General features: G+C 53.1%; 21 protein-coding genes and 2 rRNA genes (1 of these 23 cut by a window edge). 14 read left to right on the forward strand and 9 right to left on the reverse strand.

The window, feature by feature from the left end; all coding sequences use genetic code 11:
* The 4 genes from JQC75_RS00230 to JQC75_RS00245 form a co-directional block, all read left to right on the forward strand.
* Window positions 1–2,749: ribosomal RNA gene (locus tag JQC75_RS00230) — 23S ribosomal RNA — on the forward strand; it begins 145 nt to the left of the window's first position.
* Between the two features lie 145 nt (window positions 2,750–2,894).
* Window positions 2,895–3,010 (forward strand): 5S ribosomal RNA (gene rrf, locus JQC75_RS00235).
* A gap of 147 nt (window positions 3,011–3,157) precedes the next feature.
* The gene (locus tag JQC75_RS00240) at window positions 3,158–3,409 is read left to right on the forward strand and encodes a YkgJ family cysteine cluster protein (protein WP_203325574.1); all 252 of its coding nucleotides are present in this window, start codon (window positions 3,158–3,160) and stop codon (window positions 3,407–3,409) included.
* Between the two features lie 15 nt (window positions 3,410–3,424).
* Complete coding sequence (locus tag JQC75_RS00245; protein ID WP_203325575.1) at window positions 3,425–3,880, forward strand: Rrf2 family transcriptional regulator; 456 nt, start codon at window positions 3,425–3,427, stop codon at window positions 3,878–3,880.
* On the opposite strand, the gene JQC75_RS00250 is transcribed toward JQC75_RS00245, so the two are convergent.
* Genes JQC75_RS00250 through gpmM form a run of 4 tightly spaced genes read right to left on the reverse strand, consistent with a single transcriptional unit; the run spans window position 3,855 to window position 8,539 of the window.
* Window positions 3,855–4,607: a divergent polysaccharide deacetylase family protein gene (locus JQC75_RS00250; RefSeq protein WP_203325576.1), complete on the reverse strand. Its 753-nt coding sequence runs from the start codon at window positions 4,605–4,607 to the stop codon at window positions 3,855–3,857. The genes JQC75_RS00245 and JQC75_RS00250 overlap by 26 nt on opposite strands.
* Window positions 4,608–4,628: 21 nt before the next feature.
* Window positions 4,629–5,825 carry a S41 family peptidase gene (locus JQC75_RS00255; protein ID WP_203325577.1) on the reverse strand — a complete coding sequence of 399 codons (1,197 nt, stop codon included), beginning with the start codon at window positions 5,823–5,825 and terminating at the stop codon, window positions 4,629–4,631.
* A gap of 30 nt (window positions 5,826–5,855) precedes the next feature.
* Window positions 5,856–6,992, reverse strand: a complete 1,137-nt coding sequence (locus tag JQC75_RS00260; RefSeq protein WP_203325578.1) for a murein hydrolase activator EnvC family protein — start codon at window positions 6,990–6,992, stop codon at window positions 5,856–5,858.
* A 5-nt stretch (window positions 6,993–6,997) separates the two neighbouring features.
* Complete coding sequence (gpmM, locus tag JQC75_RS00265; RefSeq protein WP_203325579.1) at window positions 6,998–8,539, reverse strand: 2,3-bisphosphoglycerate-independent phosphoglycerate mutase; 1,542 nt, start codon at window positions 8,537–8,539, stop codon at window positions 6,998–7,000.
* Window positions 8,540–8,776: 237 nt separating this feature from the next.
* Here gpmM and JQC75_RS00270 point away from each other — a divergent pair, with 237 nt between their 5' ends.
* The 9 genes from JQC75_RS00270 (at window position 8,777) to JQC75_RS00310 (ending at window position 18,784) form a co-directional block, all read left to right on the forward strand.
* Window positions 8,777–9,205 (forward strand): rhodanese-like domain-containing protein, encoded by a 429-nt coding sequence (locus tag JQC75_RS00270; protein WP_203325580.1) that lies wholly within the window; start codon window positions 8,777–8,779, stop codon window positions 9,203–9,205.
* A gap of 221 nt (window positions 9,206–9,426) precedes the next feature.
* Window positions 9,427–9,906, forward strand: coding sequence for a protein-export chaperone SecB (gene secB, locus JQC75_RS00275; RefSeq protein WP_203325581.1), 480 nt, complete (start codon window positions 9,427–9,429; stop codon window positions 9,904–9,906).
* Between the two features lie 6 nt (window positions 9,907–9,912).
* Window positions 9,913–10,932, forward strand: coding sequence for an NAD(P)H-dependent glycerol-3-phosphate dehydrogenase (gpsA, locus tag JQC75_RS00280; protein WP_203325582.1), 1,020 nt, complete (start codon window positions 9,913–9,915; stop codon window positions 10,930–10,932).
* Window positions 10,933–11,003: 71 nt separating this feature from the next.
* Entirely contained in the window at window positions 11,004–12,197 is a 1,194-nt protein-coding gene (locus tag JQC75_RS00285) for a BaiN/RdsA family NAD(P)/FAD-dependent oxidoreductase (RefSeq protein WP_203325583.1), read from the forward strand.
* Window positions 12,198–12,696: 499 nt separating this feature from the next.
* Complete coding sequence (locus JQC75_RS00290) at window positions 12,697–13,614, forward strand: diguanylate cyclase (RefSeq protein ID WP_203325584.1); 918 nt, start codon at window positions 12,697–12,699, stop codon at window positions 13,612–13,614.
* A 14-nt stretch (window positions 13,615–13,628) separates the two neighbouring features.
* Complete coding sequence (locus JQC75_RS00295) at window positions 13,629–14,579, forward strand: ABC transporter substrate-binding protein (RefSeq protein ID WP_203325585.1); 951 nt, start codon at window positions 13,629–13,631, stop codon at window positions 14,577–14,579.
* Window positions 14,579–17,644, forward strand: a complete 3,066-nt coding sequence (locus tag JQC75_RS00300; protein ID WP_203325586.1) for an ATP-binding protein — start codon at window positions 14,579–14,581, stop codon at window positions 17,642–17,644. The genes JQC75_RS00295 and JQC75_RS00300 overlap by 1 nt, the downstream gene beginning before the upstream one ends.
* A gap of 116 nt (window positions 17,645–17,760) precedes the next feature.
* Window positions 17,761–18,291 (forward strand): molybdopterin adenylyltransferase, encoded by a 531-nt coding sequence (mog, locus tag JQC75_RS00305; RefSeq protein ID WP_203325587.1) that lies wholly within the window; start codon window positions 17,761–17,763, stop codon window positions 18,289–18,291.
* Between the two features lie 13 nt (window positions 18,292–18,304).
* Entirely contained in the window at window positions 18,305–18,784 is a 480-nt protein-coding gene (locus JQC75_RS00310) for an NlpC/P60 family protein (RefSeq protein WP_203325588.1), read from the forward strand.
* Window positions 18,785–18,819: 35 nt separating this feature from the next.
* Here JQC75_RS00310 and JQC75_RS00315 read toward each other — a convergent pair whose 3' ends face one another.
* From JQC75_RS00315 to mtnC, 5 genes are all read right to left on the reverse strand, one after another.
* Window positions 18,820–19,407, reverse strand: a complete 588-nt coding sequence (locus JQC75_RS00315; protein WP_203325589.1) for a HutD family protein — start codon at window positions 19,405–19,407, stop codon at window positions 18,820–18,822.
* 23 nt (window positions 19,408–19,430) lie between these two features.
* On the reverse strand, window positions 19,431–19,670 hold the full coding sequence (locus JQC75_RS00320; protein WP_203325590.1) for a GNAT family N-acetyltransferase: 240 nt from the start codon (window positions 19,668–19,670) through the stop codon (window positions 19,431–19,433).
* 1 nt (window position 19,671) lies between these two features.
* A complete protein-coding gene (pbpG, locus tag JQC75_RS00325) occupies window positions 19,672–20,583 on the reverse strand; it encodes a D-alanyl-D-alanine endopeptidase (RefSeq protein ID WP_203325591.1) in 912 nt (303 codons plus the stop codon).
* Between the two features lie 88 nt (window positions 20,584–20,671).
* Window positions 20,672–21,106 carry an acyl-CoA thioesterase gene (locus tag JQC75_RS00330; protein ID WP_203325592.1) on the reverse strand — a complete coding sequence of 145 codons (435 nt, stop codon included), beginning with the start codon at window positions 21,104–21,106 and terminating at the stop codon, window positions 20,672–20,674.
* A 106-nt stretch (window positions 21,107–21,212) separates the two neighbouring features.
* Window positions 21,213–21,893 (reverse strand): acireductone synthase, encoded by a 681-nt coding sequence (mtnC, locus tag JQC75_RS00335; protein ID WP_203325593.1) that lies wholly within the window; start codon window positions 21,891–21,893, stop codon window positions 21,213–21,215.
* A gap of 505 nt (window positions 21,894–22,398) precedes the next feature.
* Here mtnC and JQC75_RS00340 point away from each other — a divergent pair.
* On the forward strand, window positions 22,399–23,328 hold the full coding sequence (locus JQC75_RS00340) for an AraC family transcriptional regulator (protein ID WP_239002053.1): 930 nt from the start codon (window positions 22,399–22,401) through the stop codon (window positions 23,326–23,328).
* The last annotated feature ends 15 nt before the right edge of the window (window positions 23,329–23,343 follow it).

Here is a 23,343-nt window from a genome sequence, read left to right on the forward strand (position 1 = left end):
CATCACTACATGAATACATAGTGTAGTGAGGCGAACGAGGGGAACTGAAACATCTAAGTACCCTCAGGAAAAGAAATCAACCGAGATTCCCTCAGTAGCGGCGAGCGAACGGGGATTAGCCCTTAAGTCTTCGGGGTGTTAGTGGAATGGTCTGGAAAGTCCAACGGTACAGGGTGATAGTCCCGTACACGACAACTAACCAAAGATGAAATCGAGTAAGGCGGCACACGTGATATGTTGTCTGAATATGGGGGGACCATCCTCCAAGGCTAAATACTCCTGACTGACCGATAGTGAACCAGTACCGTGAGGGAAAGGCGAAAAGAACCCCTGTGAGGGGAGTGAAATAGAACCTGAAACCGTATACGTACAAGCAGTGGGAGCGGTTCTTGAGACCGTGACTGCGTACCTTTTGTATAATGGGTCAGCGACTTACGTTTTGTAGCGAGGTTAAGCGAATAGCGGAGCCGTAGGGAAACCGAGTGTTAACTGCGCGTTTAGTTGCAAGGCGTAGACCCGAAACCCGGTGATCTAGCCATGGGCAGGTTGAAGGTTGAGTAACATCAACTGGAGGACCGAACCGACTAATGTTGAAAAATTAGCGGATGACTTGTGGCTGGGGGTGAAAGGCCAATCAAACCGGGAGATATCTGGTTCTCCTCGAAAGCTATTTAGGTAGCGCCTCGGACGAACACCTTTGGGGGTAGAGCACTGTTAAGGCTAGGGGGTCATCCCGACTTACCAACCCTTTGCAAACTCCGAATACCAAAGAGTGCTATCCGGGAGACAGACGGCGGGTGCTAACGTCCGTCGTCAAAAGGGAAACAACCCAGACCGTCAGCTAAGGTCCCAAAGTAATTGCTAAGTGGGAAACGATGTGGGAAGGCTTAGACAGCTAGGATGTTGGCTTAGAAGCAGCCATCATTTAAAGAAAGCGTAATAGCTCACTAGTCGAGTCGGCCTGCGCGGAAGATGTAACGGGGCTAAGCAATTCACCGAAGCTACGGGTGTGCACGATAACGTGTACGCGGTAGAGGAGCGTTCTGTAAGCCGTTGAAGGTGAAGGGGTAACCCACACTGGAGGTATCAGAAGTGCGAATGCTGACATGAGTAACGATAAAGGGGGTGAAAAACCCCCTCGCCGAAAGACCAAGGGTTCCTGTCCAACGTTAATCGGGGCAGGGTGAGTCGACCCCTAAGGCGAGGCCGAAAGGCGTAGTCGATGGGAAACGGGTTAATATTCCCGTACTTCTGCTAACTGCGATGGAGAGACGGAGAAGGCTAGGCCAGCACGGCGTTGGTTGTCCGTGTTTAAGGTGGTAGGTAGTGTGCTTAGGCAAATCCGGGCACACATATACCGAGAGCTGATGACGAGGTGCTACGGCACTGAAGTGGTTGATGCCATGCTTCCAGGAAAATCTTCTAAGCTTCAGGTTAGCAGGAATCGTACCCCAAACCGACACAGGTGGTCGGGTAGAGAATACCAAGGCGCTTGAGAGAACTCGGCTGAAGGAACTAGGCAAAATGGTACCGTAACTTCGGGAGAAGGTACGCTGCTGTTGGTGACGGGACTTGCTCCCTGAGCTGACGGCAGTCGCAGATACCAGGTGGCTGCAACTGTTTATCAAAAACACAGCACTGTGCAAACTCGCAAGAGGAAGTATACGGTGTGACGCCTGCCCGGTGCCGGAAGGTTAATTGATTGGGTTATCGCAAGAGAAGCTCATGATCGAAGCCCCGGTAAACGGCGGCCGTAACTATAACGGTCCTAAGGTAGCGAAATTCCTTGTCGGGTAAGTTCCGACCTGCACGAATGGCGTAATGATGGCCACGCTGTCTCCAGCCGAGACTCAGTGAAGTTGAAATTGCGGTGAAGATGCCGTATACCCGCGGCTAGACGGAAAGACCCCGTGAACCTTTACTATAGCTTGGCACTGAACATTGACCCTACATGTGTAGGATAGGTGGGAGACTTTGAAGCGGGAACGCCAGTTCTCGTGGAGTCGACCTTGAAATACCACCCTTGTAGTGTTGATGTTCTAACCTCGGTCCGTGAATCCGGACTAGGGACAGTGCCTGGTGGGTAGTTTGACTGGGGCGGTCTCCTCCCAAAGAGTAACGGAGGAGCACGAAGGTTGGCTAAACACGGTCGGACATCGTGTGGTTAGTGTAATGGCACAAGCCAGCTTAACTGCGAGACAGACACGTCGAGCAGGTACGAAAGTAGGTCATAGTGATCCGGTGGTTCTGCATGGAAGGGCCATCGCTCAACGGATAAAAGGTACTCCGGGGATAACAGGCTGATACCGCCCAAGAGTTCATATCGACGGCGGTGTTTGGCACCTCGATGTCGGCTCATCACATCCTGGGGCTGAAGTCGGTCCCAAGGGTATGGCTGTTCGCCATTTAAAGTGGTACGCGAGCTGGGTTCAGAACGTCGTGAGACAGTTCGGTCCCTATCTGCCGTGGGCGTTGGAAGATTGAGGGGGGTTGCTCCTAGTACGAGAGGACCGGAGTGAACGAACCGCTGGTGTTCGGGTTGTCATGCCAATGGCATTGCCCGGTAGCTACGTTCGGAATCGATAACCGCTGAAAGCATCTAAGCGGGAAGCGAGCCCCAAGATGAGTCTTCCCTTGGACCTTGAGTCCACTGAAGAGCCGTCCGAGACCAGGACGTTGATAGGCAGGGTGTGTAAGCGTTGTGAGGCGTTGAGCTAACCTGTACTAATGACTCGTGCGGCTTAACCATACAACCCAGATGGGTTTTGACTGATGGTTGAAGTAGATAGTCTTGAAGAAACCAGACTTGATTGAAGTGATAACTCAAGCTCGATAAGCGCATCAGCTTTCTAAATTGCATGTTCTTGCTGATAAGCGAGGGCATAACGAATTTGCTTGGTGACAATAGCATTGTGGAACCACCTGATCCCATTCCGAACTCAGAAGTGAAACGCAATCGCGCCGATGGTAGTGTGGGGTCTCCCCATGTGAGAGTAGGTCATTGCCAAGCGCCCAATAAGTGAAGAGGCCACCCAAGCGGGTGGCCTTTTTGCATTTGTTCTACAGCCCGATTATTTCAATTGCGTGCGTCAGTTGGCACTATTGCGGTTCAGAACTGAGTGATTTTACTTTCAGCGGTATAATCGGAGAAACGGAAGTGGAATGTCGTTTGGGTTGTGGTGCATGCTGTATCGCCCCCTCTATCAGTAGCCCCATTCCGGGAATGCCGGATGGCAAGCCAGCAGGCGTACGTTGTGTGCAGCTCAGCGATGACAACCTTTGCCTTATCTTCGGCCGCGCTGACAGACCCAATGTCTGCAGTGACTTTAAAGCCACCATAGATGTCTGTGGCTCCTCCAATGCCGAAGCACTTTGGATTATTACTTCCCTCGAGACACAAACCAGCTGATTGTAGGTGAGCTAAATGCAACTGACCCGCTATACGGATTTTGGGATTCGCACCCTGATGTATATGGCTGTTCAACCTGAGCGTACGGCTCTGTTCCGTATTGCAGAAATCACGGATGTATTTGATTTATCACCAAACCACGTATCCAAAATCGTACATCATCTGGGTAAAGCCGGCTATTTGCACACTGTCAGAGGCAAGGCTGGAGGCTTTCGGCTTGCCAAACCGGCTGCTGAGATAAACCTTGGTGCCCTGGTTCGTGAGCTTGAGCATTCCCTGGCTCCCATCGATTGCAGTAAACCCTATTGCCGCTTGCTGCCAGCGTGTCAGTTAAAGGGGGTTTTGGCCAATGCAGTGCAGGCATATTTGGCTGTGTTGGATCAGTACCAGCTGGCCGACATAGTCACCAACAGAGAAGAGTTGTTGGCTTTGCTGCCAGACTCGACTATTTCAATCTTACAACTGGACTAGCACCTTGTTGCTGAGCCAGGCGGTAGGGCAGTAGCTCAGAGGTTGGAACCAGGTTAATTCCTTCGTCCCTGAGCCTGTGAAGGTTGGCTTTGAGGAACTTTACCGTTGCCGGATGGGGGTGGGCGATAGCCACCACAAATCCCTGCTGATGTGCCTGTTCCATCATGAGTTTGAATTGCTTTTCCAAGCCACGTTTGCTGGTGTCATTATCGAGAAAAACATGACGTTTAAGCAAAGGAACGCCGAGCTGGTCGGCTTTGGCACCTGCCTTGCTGTACTTGGTTGTTAAACTGTCGACAAAGTATAAATTGTTGTGCTTTAGCCTCTCCATCACCCACTGCATATGGCTGTCCAGCTGTGTGAGCATGCTACCCATGTGATTATTTGCCCCCTTGGCAAAGGGAATTCTCACCATGGCGTCATCTACTTTGCGTTTGATCTCCTGTTCATTCATATCACTGGTAAGCCCCCCCTGACCGAGCGGTCTGGCGTTCAGTGATTGCATGGGGAGATGGAGCATGATCTCATGGCCCCGTTGGTGCCCTTTACCCGCAAGTTTGACGCCGAGGGGGCTAGATGGGATCACAGAAAGGGTGATGTCTTTTGGAAGTGACAGGACGTCCTCATCGGTATGACGATAGCCAATATCGTCGATGATGATAGCCAGTTGGGCCCCGTGGGCTGTAAACATCCCTGCTGCTAGCAGCAAACCAATCAAATAGCGCACTAAGTTATCGTTTTTATGTAGTTATTTTTGGTTTTCAATCCAGGCAATGGCCGATGCCAAGGTCTGATCTTCAAGTTGAGTTTTCGGTTGTTCTGAGCCGATTATAGGCATATCGGCGGCATCTTTAACAGTATTCTGAGCGGCAATTTTAATATCAGGCTCTATGCCTTTGGCATGAATATTATGGCCTTTTGGGGTGTTGTAATGGGCAATGGTAAGCTTGATGGCGCTGTCCATATTGACGGTGGGGATAAGGCTTTGCACAGTGCCTTTGCCAAAGCTGGTTTCACCGATAAGCAAGGCTCTGCCATTCTCCTGCAGCGCTGCGGCAAGTACTTCCGAGGCTGAGGCAGACCCCTTATTGATAAGCACCATCATGGGGACGTTGGTCATCAAGGTTTGCGGCGAGGCGAAGTAGTCAGAATTGGCATCGAAGTACCGCCCAGATGTGGAGACGATACGCCCCTTTGCCAGAAACAAGTCGGCAATTCTGATGGCTTGATCCAAAAGCCCCCCCGGATTATTCCGCAAATCGAGGATGAGTCCCTTGGGGGATTTCCATTGGCTGAGCTGCTGTACGAGCTCTTCTGTGGTGTTGTCCTGAAAACTGGTGAGCCGAACATAGGCAATGTCGCCCTCTAACCAACGTCCCTGAACCGATGCCACAGAAATGGTCGCAGGCCTTAGGGTGACCTGATAGCTGAGTTTGTCACTGTGCTCCAGTGTCAGGGTGATGGGTAGGTCATTCAGGCTGTGGTAGCGAATTTCTGCCAGCACAGTATTGAGATCCATGTCAGCCACCTGATGCGCATTCACAGCAATAATGGTATCGCCGGCCATAATTCCGGCTTTGTCGGCGGGAGAGCCGGAAAAGGGCGACACGATACGTATGAGTTTGTTGTCAGAAGCAATTTCAAAGCCGTAGCCGAAGTACTCACCCCGGTTGGTATCGCGGATATTGATAAGATCCTGATGAGACAGGTAGCCCGAATAGGGGTCGAGCTTTTTGAACATGCCCTCAATGGCGCCTTCGACGAGTTCATCCCTGCTTATCTGATTCACATAATAGGTCTCTATGGTGTCCATGATGTCTACCAACAATGGGTAGTCATACTGGCTGAGCACTGAACGGGCGTTTTCCTGCCCGGAGAGACTGACTGAAATGCCCAGCGCCAAACCGAAGACCATGGCACCGAGATAACGGATGAACTGCTTCATAAAGGCCCCCTGTTCAGTGGGAGCCTGATATCAACGCCTGCAGTAGTTTGCCGGGTCGACAGCCTGCCCCTTGTGCCTTATTTCAAAGTATAGGCCAGGCTGAGTTTGGCCACCGGAACGTCCAACCAGTGCAATGGTTTCGCCACTGCTGACTGTGTCTCCAGGGCTTTTAAGCAGTGCTTGGGCATGGCCATAAAGGCTCATGTAGCCCTGGCCGTGATCCAGCACCAACACCATACCAAAGCCTTTTAGCCAGTCGGCGTAAATGACTTTGCCATCAGAGATAGCGGTAATGCTCTGACCTTCCGGCGCAGAAAGGAGCACACCTTTCCACTTAATTTGTCCTGAACGGGTATTGCCAAAGGCCTCAGTCAAGCGTCCTTTGGTGGGCCAGTTCAGCTTGCCACGCTGATTCCCCAGGCCAATCAGTTTGGGGCTGGCCTTAACTGCTTTTACGGCCTGCTCCAGTACACGTTTGAGGCTGGCTTCTTCTATTTGCAGTTGCTCCAGTTCAGCGCCGCGCGAGCTTAGGGTTTTCTGCAGCTCCTTCAGCGTTGCCTGGCGCTGTGCCTGTTCGGTTTCCAGCGCCTTCACCTGCGCCTGCTGTTCAATTGCAAGCTGGTTGAGCTTTTCTTGTTCATCCAGCTGCTGCGCATGGTTTTGTCTCAGCTCATCCATGGTCTGTTTCAGCTCATTGATGGCCTTGATGCGGGCATTGTTGAGATATTGGTAATAGGCCAGCATGCGCTCTATGGTGGCGGGATTTTGTTGGCTGAGCAGCATCTTGGTGTAGTCGTGGTTACCGGCCAGGTAGGCGCTTGCCAGTTGTTTGGAAAGGGATTCCTGCTGAGTGGCTTTCTGGGCGTTGAGGGTTTTGCTGCGACTCTTGAGGCCATCGAGTTTACTGTCGACTTGTTTGAGGCTTGCCTGGGTAATTGCCATGGCCTTGGCGACCTTGGCAATAGCTTGCTCGTCTTGCTTCAGCAGACCCTGCAATTTTTCACGCTGTTTACTGGTGTCTTTCAGTGCACTTTGCTGTTTGGCTATCTGACTTTGGAGCGATTTAAGCTCAGCCTGACGCCGCGCCAGATCATCGGCCTGGAGCGGCAGTGATAGCAAAAGAAAGCCAGCGATAACGCCGGCTTTCCACAGTAAGTGCTGTGACAAATGGCTTACTCTTTAGTGGTGATGAGCACTCGTCCGGTCATTTCTGCCGGGATGTCCTGTCCCATTAGGTTCAGCATGGTGGGTGCTATGTCGCTCAGTCGACCACCTTCAGCGATGCTGGCATCCCGGCCCACATAAATGAAGGGTACCAGCTCGCTGGTGTGGGCGGTGTGTGCCTGACCCGTCGAAGGGTCTCGCATCTGCTCGGCGTTGCCGTGGTCGGCAGTGATAAGACATTCACCCCCCACTTTGGCCAGAGCATCTACCACGCGGCCGATGCAGGTATCAACGGCTTCACAGGCTTTGACGGCGGCATCGAAGTTGCCGGTGTGCCCGACCATGTCCCCATTGGGGTAGTTACAGATGATGACATCATACTTAGCAGATTCAATCGCTTCCACCAATTTATCCGTCAGCTCTGTTGAGCTCATTTCGGGTTGCAGGTCGTAGGTTGCTACCTTGGGTGAATTGATGAGGATACGGTCTTCACCCTCAAATGGCTGTTCTTTACCGCCATTGAAGAAGAAGGTGACGTGGGCGTACTTCTCGGTTTCGGAGATGCGCAGTTGTGTCTTGCCGCTGTTTTGCAGCACTTCGCCCAGGGTGTTAACCAGGTCTTCCGATGGGAAGGCGATGTCGCCCTGAATGTCACCGGCGTATTCGGTCAGCATCACAAAGTGGGTTTTTGGCGTAACGGTACGCTCAAATCCGGCAAAGGCAGGATCGGTAAAGCTGCGGCTGATTTGACGTGCGCGGTCGGCGCGGAAGTTCATAAAAATCAGCGCATCATTATCGTTCAGGCTCACGCTGTTGCCATCTGCATCCACAACCGCAGTGGGGGCAACAAACTCATCGTTCTCTTCTCGGCTGTAGGCGGCTTCCAACGCTTCGACAGCGTTGCTGGCAGTGTGCTTGCCCTTGCCTTGAGTGATGAGGTCATAGGCCTGCACAACGCGATCCCAGCGATTATCCCTGTCCATGGCAAAGTAGCGGCCCACGATAGAGGCAATGCGGCCCACGTTCAGCGAGGCAAACAGCTCGGTGAAGTGCGCCAGGCTGCCTTTGGCACTGCGTGGCGGGGTGTCGCGGCCATCGAGGAAGGCATGGAGGTAAACCTTGTTGGCACCGCGTTTTGCTGCCATGCGGATCATGGCTTCAATATGTTCTTCGTGGCTGTGCACGCCACCGGTTGACAGCAGGCCCATGATATGCACCGCGCCATTGGCGGCAATAGCGGCATCCACGGCCTTGCACAGGGCAGGGTTATGGTCAAATTCACCGTCTTCGATGGCCTTGCTGATGCGGGTCAGTTCCTGATACACAATTCGACCGGAGCCCAGGTTGATGTGGCCCACTTCGGAGTTACCCATCTGGCCATCGGGCAGGCCCACATCGTGGCCTGAGCCAGAGATAAGGCCGTTGGGGTAATTGGCTTTCAGACTATCCAGTACAGGTGTTCTGGCGTGAAAAATGGCATTGCTCTCCTGATCTTCACGATAGCCCCAGCCATCGAGGATCAGTAATGCCAGAGGACGTTTGGTTGTCATCTTGGTGTTAACCTCAAAATTGATAATTGGAAGAAGTGTTGGAATCGGAAAATTGTTCAAATATTACTACGACAGCCCCCGGGGGACAAAGGCATTTGCCCCGATTGCGACCATCGGCGGATTTTGTGAATAAGGCCGCCTTATTGACGGAGTGCCGGGCTGATTTGCTGCATTCTGGTGTCTTGATGGTATACTCTCTGCCCACATTGTTTCAGGTATCCTTACAGACGGAATATCATGCAAGAATACATCGAGTTTTTCAGGGCGAACCCCATGCTCAGCCTGGCTTGGCTGGGTCTGTTTTTGGCAGTGGTGATTACTACTGTTAAGTCTATGACTTCCAAAGTTAAGCACATCAGCACCCAAGAGCTGGTGCAGCTGGTTAACAAACAAAACGCCAAGGTAGTGGATGTTCGCGGCAAAGAAGAATTCCGCAAAGGCCACATCGTTGATGCGCTGAACATCACCATGTCAGAAATCAAAAATAATCAGATTTCTGCCCTTGAAAGCGCCAAGAAGAGCCCCATTATATTGGTATGCAACGCTGGCATGACTTCTGCCCAGGCGGCGCAATTACTGGTTGCCCAAGGTTTTGAGCAGGTATACAGCCTCAAAGGCGGTATGGGTGATTGGCAAGCGGCCAATCTGCCGGTGAAGAAGCGCTGAGCACTGCGCTACACGTTGTTTTGGGGAGTGACACTGACGTTGCTCCCCCGGGTGCATCAAGTACCCTTTTTAGTCGGCAAAGGCTTTTGAAGTTTTTTTAGCTGGCAAGATCTGAACCGGGACGGTACTGAGATCCATTGCGGCCTCAAAAGCCCAGCCCATAACTATATGGCTTTCAATGAAAAAGCCGACTTAACATATTGATTGACAGGTAGGAAATTATGGCTGAAGTAGCAAATAACGAACAACAAGCCCCACAGTTCAACATTCAACGTATTTACACCAAGGATGTGTCTTTTGAGACACCAAACAGCCCAGCCGTATTCCAGAAAGAGTGGAATCCAGAAGTGAAACTGGATCTGGACACCCGCAGCACCAAGCTGGCCGATGACATTTTTGAAGTGGTTCTGTCTCTGACCGTCACTGCCAAAAACGGCGACGAAACCGCATTCCTGTGCGAAGTACAGCAAGCCGGTATTTTCCACATTGGTGGTTTAACCGAGCCACAACTGGCACATTCTCTGGGTGCATACTGCCCCAACATCCTGTTCCCGTATGCCCGTGAATCTGTGGCCAGCATGGTTTCCCGCGGCACCTTCCCTCAGCTGAACCTGGCGCCGGTAAACTTTGATGCTCTGTTTGCCCAGTACGTGCAACAGCGCGCCGCTGCCGCTCAGCAGACTGAAGAAGCCAACGCGTAACAAGCGATGAAAGACACTGCCGATATCACGGTACTGGGGGCGGGCTCTTATGGCACCGCCCTTGCCATTTCTTTGGCCAGTAACGGACACAAGACCTTGCTGTGGGGTCATGACCCCGAGCACATCGCCACCCTGAGCCGTGAGCGCTGCAATGCCGCTTTTCTGCCCGGCATAAGCTTCCCCGATTGTCTGGTGATGGAAGCCGATTTAGGTAAAGCACTGGCTGCATCGCGCAACGTGCTGGTGGTGGTACCCAGCCATGTATTTGGTGATGTACTGCGCCAGGCCAAATCATTACTGCGTGCCGATGCCCGCATCGTGTGGGCGACTAAAGGCCTGGAGCCCGAAACCGGACGTTTGCTGCAGGATGTCGCCCGCGATGCGCTGGGCGATGCCTTCCCGTTGGCGGTGCTTTCAGGGCCTACCTTTGCCAAAGAGCTGGCCGCTGGCTTACCAACGGCAATCTCGGTCGCGGGCACAGATGCTGGCTTTACTGAGGATTTGGTGGAGCTGCTCCACAGCCCCAAACGCCTGCGGGTATATGCCAACGACGATTTTATCGGGTTGCAACTGGGCGGCGCGGTGAAAAACGTGATAGCCATCGGCGCCGGTATGAGTGACGGCATTGGCTTTGGTGCCAACGCCCGCACTGCGCTAATCACCCGTGGTTTGGTTGAACTCAGTCGCCTCGGTGAGGCCCTGGGTGCACAGCAGGCAACCTTTATGGGGATGGCTGGTCTTGGGGACTTGGTGCTGACCTGTACCGATAACCAGTCCCGCAATCGTCGCTTCGGTTTGGCTCTGGGCAAAGGTTGTGATGTGAATACTGCCCAGACCGAAATCGGTCAGGTGGTTGAGGGCTATCGCAACACCAAGGAAGTCTTCACTCTGGCGAAACGCCTTGGAGTAGAAATGCCCATCACAGAGCAAATCTACGCGGTACTCTACCAGGGTAAATCCCCGCTGGATGCCGCCAAAGAATTGTTGGCTCGAGAGAAAAAATCCGAGACCGCTGCGGCCGATTAAAAGCCGTACTGAGCCCGAAAAAAGGATGCTAGAATTGGCGTCCTTTTTTTATGTCCGGGAGTAACAGGCGGATGTCAGAGTGTAAGCATCATCAGGTCATCATTATCGGCGCGGGGGCGGCGGGGCTTATGTGTGCCCTGACGGCAGGTTACCGTGGCCGGGATGTGCTGCTGCTGGACAACGCCAAACAGCTGGGACGTAAAATTCTTATCAGTGGTGGTGGGCGCTGTAACTTCACCAACCTGCAAACCCAGCCATCGGCATACCTCTGCGCTAATCCACACTTTGTAAAATCGGCGCTGGCGCGTTTCACCCAATGGGACTTTATCGCCATGGTGGAGCGGCACGGTATTGCCTACCACGAAAAGACACTCGGTCAGCTGTTTTGTGATGAGTCGGCCAAAGACATAGTGGAGATGCTGACCACCGAATGTGATTGGGCCGGTGTGAAGATTCAGCTTCGCACTGAGGTGCTTAACGTAAGCAAAATCGAATCCGGCTTTCTGCTGCAAACCAGCGAAGGTAACTACAGCTGCGAGTCTCTGGTAATTGCCACCGGCGGCTTGTCTATGCCAAAGCTTGGCGCAACGCCCTTTGGATTCAAACTGGCACAGCAATTTGGTTTGCGGGTGCTGCCCACGACCGCCGGCTTGGTACCCTTTACCTTACAGCCAGATGACAAGAGCCATTTCGAGTGCCTGGCCGGGGTGAGTTTGCTGGTTACTGTCACTTCCGAGTCCGGTCAGTCGTTTTCTGAGGCGCTGCTCTTTACCCACAGAGGGATTTCCGGGCCTGCCATATTGCAGATTTCGTCATATTGGAAGCCGGGCGAAGCCGTGAGTATTGATCTCTTGCCGGGATTGAATTTTGTCGATTGGTACAAAACAATTAGTGTTGAATCGCCAAAATTGTCAATCAAGAACGCACTATCACGCCTGCTTCCCAAGCGATTTGTGGAGCGATTGCAGGAGATAGGTGCAATTCCGGATAAGGCGCTTAACCAGTTTTCCAGGGCAGAAGTGGATGCCATGGCAGACTACTTCGCCCATTGGTCCATTTCGCCCGGTGGTACTGAGGGTTATCGTACGGCCGAAGTGACTTTGGGTGGCGTCTGTACCGATGGGTTGTCTTCCAAAACAATGGAGGCCAAGGCCTGCAAAGGGCTTTATTTCATTGGTGAAGTGGTAGATGTTACGGGCTGGCTGGGTGGCTACAATTTCCAGTGGGCCTGGAGCTCGGGCCATGCCGCCGGCGAAGCCGTATAAACACAGCCATTGCGTCAGGTGTGGCAGTTGGCGGGTTGTGGCACTGCCCTTTGTGTTCTTAAGGTTTAGCGTGGCCCACGTCTTGTAATCTCAAATCTGGAGGGCTGGGCATCATGGGGCGGCTTCATACAGGTACGTTTAACCGCTTTAGCCATGCGCTTGCCAGCTAACAAGTAAGTTCATAAAAAATAATAAGTTTTACGTTTGTTCTCCCTGGGCTTGCCTTCAGCTTAACCGGCTTGAATCAGCAGTTGTACAGCAAGCTCGCGGGATCCGTAACGACTGAAGCCTCAGATAGCTTCGGTGCGACTCCTCGTTTTTCCATACTTTGCGGCCTTTTCATTCCCACATTTGCTTTGCTGCGCTCATTGCCTCTTGAAGGCTAAAAGAGGCATTTTCCCAATAAAATAAAGGCGTTTACCCATCGGGATCTTTTTCTGCTGCTACACTTTTTCTGACAGGGAATAACAGGGATGCAGGTCGGGAGCAGACAGTCGAGATGATGGAACCATACACAGTACTCGTCGTGGACGATGTTATAACAAACCTGATGATAATTGGGCAGAGCCTCAAGGGACTTTACCAAGTCCGTGAGGCCAGCAGTGGTGCTCAATGTCTGAAACTTGCCCGCAGCGAGCCCCAGCCCGACTTGATTTTGTTGGACGTGGTGATGCCTGACCTGGACGGTTATGAGGTTTGCAAGGCGCTGAAGAGTGACCCTGCAACCGCTGAGATCCCCATCATTTTCGTGACTGGCAAAGACTCGGATGAAGACGAACAGCATGGACTCGAACTGGGTGCCGTGGATTACATCACCAAGCCAATCAGGCCGGCCATAGTGCGTGCCCGGGTATACGCCCACATACAGCTCAAGCAGCAGCGAGACAGGCTGCAGTCGATGGCTATGCACGACCAACTCACCGGACTGTACAACCGTCACTTCCTGATTGAATGCGCATCACAACGTTTGGCCAGGGTGGTGCGTCATCGTAATCCCATGACGCTGGTGCTGCTGGATATAGATCATTTCAAACGGGTAAATGATAACTATGGCCACCTCATGGGCGACAAGGTACTGATTGAAGTTGCCCGATTGCTCAGCACCAACACCCGCCGGGAAGATGTAGTCGCCCGCTTGGGTGGAGAAGAGTTTGTGATATTGATGGATTGCAACCTGGATACGGCCGCCGCCAAGGTTGAGCATCTGAGAGGTATGTTGGAGGCGCTGTTGCCTGAGGGCATTCGGGTAACCGGCAGTTTTGGTTTGGTGGAAGCCAGCCCCTATAACGCTGACTTCTCGCATTTGTTGGTATTGGCCGATGACGGGGTGTACCGCGCCAAAACTCAGGGGCGGAACTGTGTTGTGTGTTACCGGGCTGAGGCGTCTGCCCTGCGGGGCAAGATGCAGATGGATTAACGGGGAACAAAGGCATGCGAAATAGTTGTCTGTTGTTGATGATGTGGCTGCTGCTATTCGGTTGCAGCGAGCCCAGGGAAAAAATCATCATCGCCATTAATCCCTGGCCCGGGTATGAGGTGCTTTATCTGGCCGAGCAGCAAGGCCTTTATGAGGCAGCGGGGCTCAATGTTGGATTTGTGCAGGTGGCGACTCTGTCTGATGCCCAACGTGCCTACTTGTCCGGCCGGGTTGCGGGCTTTACCAGCACCATGATTGAGGCGGTCCAGGTGGAGGCATTTGGAGGAAAACCGGTCAAGGTGGTGTTGGCTGCGGATTATTCTGACGGTGGCGATGTGATCCTCGCCCAGAAAGACTACGGTGATATTCCTTCTCTGAAAGGCAAAACCATAGGCTGTGAGGTAAGTTCGCTGGGCATTTTTATCCTCGCAAGGGCCCTTGCGGCCAACGGCCTGACGCTGGATGACGTCAAGGTCATCAATGTTGAGCAAGGCGACGGTCCTCGCCACTTGCAGCTTGGCCTGATAGACGCCATGGTGACTTATCCACCCTATTCCCTGGCCGCACTGAAGCAGGAGGGGGTGCATCAGGTGTTTTCCACCAAAGAAATTCCCGGCGAGATCCTGGACACACTGTCCATTTCAGCCGACACGCTTGCCCACAACCCAGACTTTGTTCCCAAACTTCGCCATGTATGGCAGCAGGCCCTGGACTATGTTCAGGATCATCCCAACGAAGCCATTGCCATCATGGCAAGGCGAGAGGGCATCCCCTCCGAAGACTTCCGGCAGGTACTCAATGATATCCATTTACTGGATGCCAGAGAAAATCAGGCATTGTTCGATGATGTTGCCGGCTTGGAAAACATGGCCAGATCCGTATGCACCACGTTAAGGCGGATAGATGCGCTTGAGAGTGACTGCAGCCATGTAATCGGGATGTTTGATGTTGCCGGGAGCCATTGATGAAGTGGTTTGGCGGTGGTAAGAGTCTTGGATACAAGCTGAATACGGCCACGGCGTTGCTGGCGGTGGCTGTGTGTGTGTTGGTTGGGCTTTACTACAAAAGCGATGTGCGTGAACGAATACGGGAAGTCGCGCGACACGAAATGGCCGACTTGGTTAATAGTTTGAATCTGGCGCTTGAAACCAAAGCCAATCGCAACGATGTGCAGCGCGTGATTGGGGCGTTATCAACCAAAGAGTCCATCCGCCGTTTAAGTCTTATCGAAGGCGAAAAAATTACCGCAGACAACCACGCTGAGTACATCGGCCGCACCGTGGCCGAAAGCTTTGGCAGCCAGGTCCAACAATTAATCAGTAATACACGCACCAAAAGCAGTGACGACCCCTTTTTGGAAAAGGACGGCGTGATCCACCAAACTGCACTCCTGTATCTGATTTCCCCCGAGCGACAGCGACTGAGGCCATTTGTGCTTTATGTCGCCTATGATCCCGCCGCCCTTGAATTGGCAGCCGAAAAAGGTTTTATGGAGTTCATCCTGATCCAGTCTTTGGGCTTTTTGCTGCTGATTATTATTAACACTTTGGTACAGCAAAGGGTGGTACTCGGCCCCATTAATGCCATTCGGCGACAGATAGAGGCCGATCCCCAAGCCGAGCTTGCACTCAAATCCGACGATGAATTGGGGCTCTTGATTGAAAGCTATAACGCCTCCATTCGCCAGCGCATTGAGCAGGCCAGAGAGCTTGAGGATTCGCGCCGCTACATAGACACAGTCATCAATGTCATTCCTGTGCAACTGGCGTATGTGGACTCAGCGCTCTGCTATCGTTTTATCAATCGTCGCTATTTGGTTTGGCTGGGTAAGAGTGAGCCAGAGGTTCTGGGTCACTTGGTGACAGACGTGCTGCCCCCTGCGGTTGAAGAGTTGATCATGCCTTACCAATTGAAGGCACTGAAGGGGGAGCTGCAAGTATTTGATGCCGAGGTTGAAGCCAAATACTTCCAGGCCACCTACGTCCCGGATGTGACCACAGACGCTGAAGTCGTTGGCTTTTTTGCCTGTGTGGAAGACCTGACCCCCATCAAAGCCAACGAGCGTAAAATTGAATCTTATGCGTTGGAGTTGGAGCATAAAAACGCCGATTTAGTGGAGGCCAGAGAAAAAGCCGAGGCAGCGTCGCGGATCAAAGCCGATTTTCTTGCCTGCATGAGCCACGAAATTCGTACCCCCATGAATGGCGTGCTCGGGATCCTCTCTTTGCTGGAAAAAACCGAGCTGTCCATCCAGCAAAAACACTATCTGGATGTTGCTTCCACCAGCGCCGAGTCACTACTGACACTGCTAAACGATATTCTCGACTTCTCCAAAATAGAATCCGGTAAGTTTGAAATTGATGAAGTGCCATTCGACCTTGTTCAGCTGCTGGATGATTTTATACAGCCCTTTGCGATCCGCGCCGAATCCAAAGGCCTTAAGCTGTTGATGGACATTTCCGGTGTTCATCTGCGTTGGGTGCGGGGGGACCCCGGCAGGATCAGACAAATTCTGGTCAATCTGGTGGGTAATGCCATTAAGTTCACTGAAGTCGGTTGGATAGCTGTGCGGGTTCAGGCGTCTGAAGACACGGCAAACGGCGTGTCCCTGATGGTGAGCATCGAAGACACAGGGATCGGGATCTCCAAAGACAAACAGGAGCTGCTGTTTACGCCCTTTACTCAAGCCGACTCTACCACTACCCGCCACTTTGGCGGCACAGGGCTTGGGCTATCTATTGCCAAGCGTTTGTGTGAGCTCATGGATGGCGATATCCGGGTAATCAGTGCAGAAGATGCCGGCAGTACGTTTAAGTTTCATTTACGGCTCAAATCCGAGGCGGCTTCAGGTACAGAGTGGCCGCCCACGCTGAATTGCCGCGCCCCCTTGCTGGCCGGCGAACTGGGCGCCGCTGAGCGAATGCTGTTCGAACTACTCGATTCATGGCAGCTAAGACCAGAGCTGCTGGATGCCAATACCCGCCTGGAACAGGCTCCTGCACTGGCAACTGCGGATTGGCTGATTTATTCGGTGCCTGAGCATCTGGTCTCCATCACCGATGAGCTGCAGAAGATGTCAGCATTGGCCACTGAAAAAGGGCTTAAGTTTCTGGCGATTATCTCCCATCGGCAACAAGTGGGGTTGGCTCCGGCAATACTGAGCAGTTGCCACTACCTGTGCAGGCCCATGGAAGCGCTCAAGCTGGTGGATATATTAAGTGATCGTGATGGCAATGAGGTGGTGCTGCCAGATGACACACAAAGCCAGATTAACGAAACCGCCCAGATACTGCTGGTGGAAGATAACAAGGTGAATCAGATGGTCGCGCTTGGCATGCTCCGCAATCTGGGGCTTCAGCATGTGGAAGTGGCGACCAACGGTTTACAGGCGCTTGCGGCACTGCAGAATCGGCAATACGACCTGATTTTGATGGATTGTCTGATGCCAGAGATGGACGGTTATCAGGCGACCCAGGCAATTAGAAAAGGTGAGGCAGGACAGAAGTTTAAAGATATCAAAATCGTCGCTATGACTGCCAATGCCATGAAGGGCGATCGGGAAACCTGTCTTGAGGCAGGTATGAATGATTACATCGCCAAGCCACTACATCAGGCGGAAGTTGCCAGGGTGCTTGAGCGCTATATTCCCCTGGACCGCTCATGCTGTGCGCCGTGCAACCCTCTGTCGGCAGACACCATACTGTTTGACCGTCACTGCGCCATTGAGCTGATGTCCGGTGACAGTGAGTTACTTGGCGACATACTCAAGGTGTTTGCCGAAGAGATGGCGGTGTACCTCGAGGCCTTTGAGAGCGCCATGGGCCGCAAGGACTTCGCTGCGGTGCGCACCGCGGTGCATGCCATCAAGGGTGCAGCAGGGAATCTGTGTATGTCGCCGCTGGCCGGTGTCGCCAAAGACATGGAAATGGCAGCCCGCAGCCTGGATTGGCCCTATCTGGAAGCTCATCAGGCGGAATTCATCGACGTACTGCAGCGAACTCTGGAACAAAGCCAATGCCCGACGACATAATTTGACTCCCGTCGTCTTATTTGGCCAAGAGACTTGGGCGTGCCGCTGAATATGCTATTTTAGGCAACTGTTAAGTTGCCGTATCGGCAGCCAATTCTCGCCATAAGGAAGCTCACATGGCCAAAGCCAAAATCGGGATTGTTACCGTCAGTGACCGTGCCAGCGCCGGCATTTACGAAGACCTGTCGGGTCAAGCCATTATTGAAACCCTCAATGCCTACCTGACCAGCGAATGGGAAAGCCTTTATCGACTGATACCGGATGAACAGGCCGACATTGAGTCCACGCTGATTGACCTGGCAGACAATCAAGGTTGTTGTCTGATTGTCACCACTGGCGGAACCGGGCCCGCAAAGCGCGACGTGACGCCGGAGGCCACCGAGGCCGTGTGTCATCGCATGATGCCGGGTTTTGGTGAACTGATGCGGGCCGAGTCGCTGAAGTTTGTGCCCACCGCCATACTGTCAAGGCAAACGGCAGGCCTGCGGGACGATACCCTGATAGTTAATTTACCCGGCAAGCCCAAGTCCATTCGTGAATGCCTGGATGCGGTGTTTCCCGCCATTCCTTACTGTATCGATTTGATGGACGGACCCTTCCTTGAATGTGACGAGTCAGTTATCAAGCCATTCCGCCCCAAAAAATAGGCGCTTGAGCCAGATGCATACCGCTGTGGTCAGGGGCCTCGTACTCTTGCTGCTGGCCATGGCGGCGGTAGGGTGCAGCTCCCGTTCCGGGCAGGTGCCGCCAGTGGCGCCGCAGGAAAGCCAGCCCCTGTCTCAGGCGCGGCTCCTGGCGCTTTACAGTGAATGGCGGGGCGTTCCATACCGGCTTGGCGGTATGAATAAGCGCGGCATCGATTGCTCCGCCTTCAGCCTATTGGTTTATCGCGATCTTGCCGGACTGAATCTGCCCCGCACCGTGGAGGATCAGCTCGCTCTGGGGCGCAGGGTATCAGAGGATGAAATTCAAAGCGGCGACCTGGTGTTTTTTAAAACCGGCTGGACTGTGTGGCACGTTGGCGTGTCCCTGGGAGATAGGCGCTTTGTTCATGCTTCCACCAGTCAGGGGGTGATTATTTCAACCCTCGATAATGGCTACTGGCAGCAAAAGTTCCGTCAGATACGTCGCTACGATTAACGGCATTGGCCCCGAACCTGGTCCGGAGAAGGGGTTCAGGGCTGCGGGAATCGGCAGCCAATGGCAAACGCCACCAGATCGCTTGGCACTTCCGCCAGCAGGTTCAGCGGCGTAGATGAAATAATGAGAGGGTGCTCGCTGTCGAGACGGGTGTCACCTATGCTGAGCTGGCCATGGCGCAGAAACACGCCGTAGACGCTGGCGCCGGTTTCAGCGGCCTGATGCCAGCGCTGTTGACCTGCCAGTTGTTGCCGGCTGGCCGATTTCAGCCTTCCTTTGGGTACAAACAGGTTAAAGTCTTCCACCACTGTGGCCATTAATTCCGCATGCACATTCAAACCGCCATCGAAGGCCCAGGCACTGCTGTCGGCGTGTTGAATCCTGGCTTCTGTCAGGGCGCTGCTGCTGAGCTTCATGGCGCCCTCCAATACCAGCAACAGGCGATCGTAACCACTGAAGTCACTGAACTGGCCGGATTGTTCAACCCGGGCGCAGCTCAGGCGGAATTCAAAGTCCCGGGCAGCCAAACTGCTGCCTTTGGGATGGATAAGCAGCTGAGTGGTGCTGCCACCGGCCCAGTCATTGGTCACGAAATCTTTGGCTGCCACCAGATGTATTGGCATTAGGTTTCCTTTAACCGCATGTCTTAGAGGAATTTTTGAACGTACCAACAGCTGGCGTGAATGTCGAGTCCCTGCTTTCTGGCCCATGCCAGTCCGTGACGGACCAGTTTTTCTGCCAGACCCTGTCCCCTGAGTTCAGGAGGAACGAAGGTGCGATTGAAGTCGATACTGTCACCCTGGCGATGATACTCCAGCCTGGCTTCCACGCCGTTGGCCGCTAATAAAAATACCTGATTGGTTTTATCGTGGATCACAGCATCCATGTTATGCCTTGTTAGAACGCTCACGCTTGCGTTGTTCTTTGTAGGTTTTGGCGGAGTCAGGCAGTGGACTGACCTTGCCGGTTTCAAGCCATTTTTTCAGGCGTCCGGCGTCACCGAGGTGGGTTTGTTTACCGAAAGAGTCGAGAACAACAAAGGCCACATCCCGTTTGGCCATTTTAGTCAGCATCACCAAACAGTGTCCGGCGGCATCGGTAAAGCCGGTCTTGGTTAAGCGAATGTCCCAACTATCTTTATTTACCAGTCGGTTGGTGTTGTAAAACGCCAAACTGTACCTGGGTTTGCCGAAAGTCACCGACTTGCTTGGCGTCGAAGAGAGCTGACCCAGCAGCGGGTAATCCTGCGAGGCCTTGAGCAGCTTTACCAGGTCGGCCGCAGTAGACACGTTGTGCACCGATAATCCGGTAGGCTCCACAAAGCGGGTGTTGGTCATGCCCAGTGCCTTGGCTTTGGCATTCATTGCCTTCACAAAGGCGTGATAACCGCCGGGATAATGATGTGCCAGGGTGGTGGCGGCACGGTTTTCCGACGACATCAGGGTCAGCAACATAGCCTCTTTTCGGCTCAGGGTGCTACCCAGACGAATACGGGAGACGACATTCTTCATCTCGGGGTTGTCTTTGACTTCAACCGCGATTTTTTCCCCCAGTGGCAGCTTGGCATCCAGGGTGACCATGGCAGTCATCAGCTTGGAAATCGAGGCAATGGGAACAACCTGATGAGGATTACTGGCGTAGAGCACTTCGTTGGTTTTGGTATCCACCAGAAGTGCACTGTATGAAGCCAGCTCCTGAGTGGGTTTGGCGTCTTTTTTAACCGCGCCCTGTGCGCTGGCGGCCGACAACAGGCCGAACATCAGCAGTGGACTGATGTACTTGAACAATTTGGATTTCATGCGCAATGCCAATGATAAAGTGATTGTTTGCTTGCCGTCTTCGCGGCAATACCTCAAGTGTAATCAAGGGTAAGACAATCACAAGCCTTCAAGGTTCGCTTTTTGAAAGATTTTTCAGGGTTGCCAGCATTTCTGACGGCATATCGGCTTTGCGTCCCAACTTGAAATCAAACATCACGGCGATGGAGCTGCCCGTGGTGGTGATGGCTTGCTGTGCCTCGCTGAACACCTCGTAATGCAAGGTGAAGCGATCCGGGTGTATGTCGGTCACGCGCACCCCCACATGCAATACGTCCGGATAGGTGACGGGTCGTTTGTATCTGGCCTGATTTTCACTGATCACGGGGCCAAGGCCATGGCGATACATGCTCTCCAGCGGGAAGTGCTGTTCAAAAAAGCCAATGCGGGCGGTTTCGAAGTATCTGAAATAGGCCACGTTGTTCACGTGTTGCAGGGCATCCATTTCACCCCAGGCAACAGTAATCTTGCTGACGTGGGAACAGAGTTCTGAGACTGATTTCATAATTCAAACGATTGTTTAACAGGTTTTCGAGCTTAACAGGGGTCTGCCCTGGGCTCAAGGGCAACAAAAACGCCCCGCGGTGCGGGGCGTTATTAGCAGTTTGAATTCAATCGAAATTCAGTTCGCTGAAGCTTTGGATGATGCGGTACTTACCGGTACGTTGTGCCGGCTCGCGCACCATTTGGCAAGTGATCATACCGGCCGCTTCGGCGGCTTTCAGCTCTTCAACCACATCGGAGACAAAGAGGATCTGTCTGGGGCTCAAGCTGATGGTATTGATAATGTTGGCGTAGGCCTGCTTGTCGAGCTTGTTGCCTGTGCGGGTATCGAAATGGCCGTTGAACAGCTCGGTCAGGTCGCCGCCATCACTGTGGCTGAAAAGCAGTTTTTGGGCATCCACTGAGCCGGAGGAAAAGCTGTATACCCGCAAACCCTGTGCCCGGTAGCTCTTAATGGCGTCGATAAAATCAGGGTAAATGTGGCCCTTGAACTCATCATTGGCGTAGCCCTGTTTCCAAATCAGTCCCTGCAGGGTCTTCAGTGGTGTGACTTTGCGGTCTTCTGCAATCCACTGCACCAAAATCTCGGCGACCCGCTCAATGTCGGCATCGGCTTCAAGGGCAATATCACGCACATCGCCGATGCAATAGTCCACCAGTGGATTGTGCTGGTGTTCGCGCAGAAAATCGGCCATGACCTTGGCGGAGTAAGGGAAGAGCGTTTCCTGAATAAAGTTGAGATCCGTGGTGGTGCCCGCTGTGTCTACGACTATGGCTCTGATACCCATGATATTTAATTACTCCACAAACTGATGCCTGGAAGACAGTGCCCAAGATGCAGGCAGATCCTAAAGTGAAATAAGGCTAATGACCAGATAATTCGGTCATTTTACGCCTTTGGCATGGGAACTTTAACCCATGGGCATGGCGTTTTTCCGTGTTCCTGCGCCCGGGTTTGTTTAGCGTCATAACAAGAGGTTAAACGACAATTAAATACAGGAACACTTATGCAGGAATCATCGGGATCCTCTCGGTTATCTGGATGGGCTGTTACACCACGGCGGCAATAGCCGCTTCCGACTGACTGGACCATACATCCTTTTGGCCGCACTGCTATCAGCGTATGCTGAGTCAGCCTGCGGCAGTGAGTTGGTGTGCTGCTTTCAACTGCGACTCTATATAACTCAGCAATTTGAGTCAGGCAGCCACTGCCCGGGTTTGGCACACTAACGTCGTTGAATTGCACCCCCCTTAGGTTAGGGGGCGATATTAAAGAGGCTGTAAGAGAAGCGAGTGAAACCAAAAGATATGCCATCAGACATAACTTCAGAGCTGGAAAGTGCCCTGGCGGCGACGTTACCGACAGGGCTCGACCCCAGGCTTGCGCGGGTGTGCGCCTACATAGGTCGTCATCTGGATGAGGATTTGAGCCTCGACAGCTTAAGTCGGGTGGGGCACTTGTCGCGGTTTCACTTTCATCGGTTGTTTGCGGCTGGGCTTGGCATTCCGCTGGGGCGCTTTGTGCAGCTGCAACGGCTGAAACGGGCGTCGTTCCGGCTCGGATTCGAGCATTCCATGCGGGTGCTCGATATCGCGCTGGAGGCGGGCTTTGATAGCGCCGAGGCCTTCAGCCGTGCCTTTAAGCGTGAGCTTGGCCTGAGCCCTTCTGCATTTCGACAGGCACCTGACTGGGCGCACTGGCACTCGGTTATGGACATCATCAACGTGCCCCGGCAAGGGTTAGCAGGAACCGATATGGACGTAAAACTGATTGAAATGCCAAGCCTGGCAGTCGCCTGGCTGGAACATAAGGGTAATCCGGCGCGGGTGCTGGACACCAGTGCCCGCTTTATCGAGTGGCGCAAGCAAACCGGTCTGTCACCTATCGCCAGCGCCCGCACTTTCGGCATTCCCAATGGCGACCCATCAACCATGGCTGCCCAGGACTTTCGCTTTAAGGTGGCGGGCAGTGTTAAAGCGCCCGTGCCTGCCAACCCGCATGGGGTGGAAAATGGTGAAATCGCTGGTGGACGCTACGCCGTTATCCGTCACCTCGGCAGCCACGCCAATATGGATGCCAGTATTTACGGTTTTTTCCGCGATTGGCTGCCCCAAAGTGGTGAGACTGTGCGCGAGGCGCCGCTGTTTTTTGAATACCTGAACTTTGTGCATCAGGTGGACGAGTGTGACCTTATCACCGACATCTATGTGCCCCTGAACTGACGGTGAGGCTTAATT

This window comes from Shewanella litorisediminis (assembly GCF_016834455.1).
Classification (GTDB): Bacteria; Pseudomonadota; Gammaproteobacteria; order Enterobacterales; family Shewanellaceae; genus Shewanella; species Shewanella litorisediminis.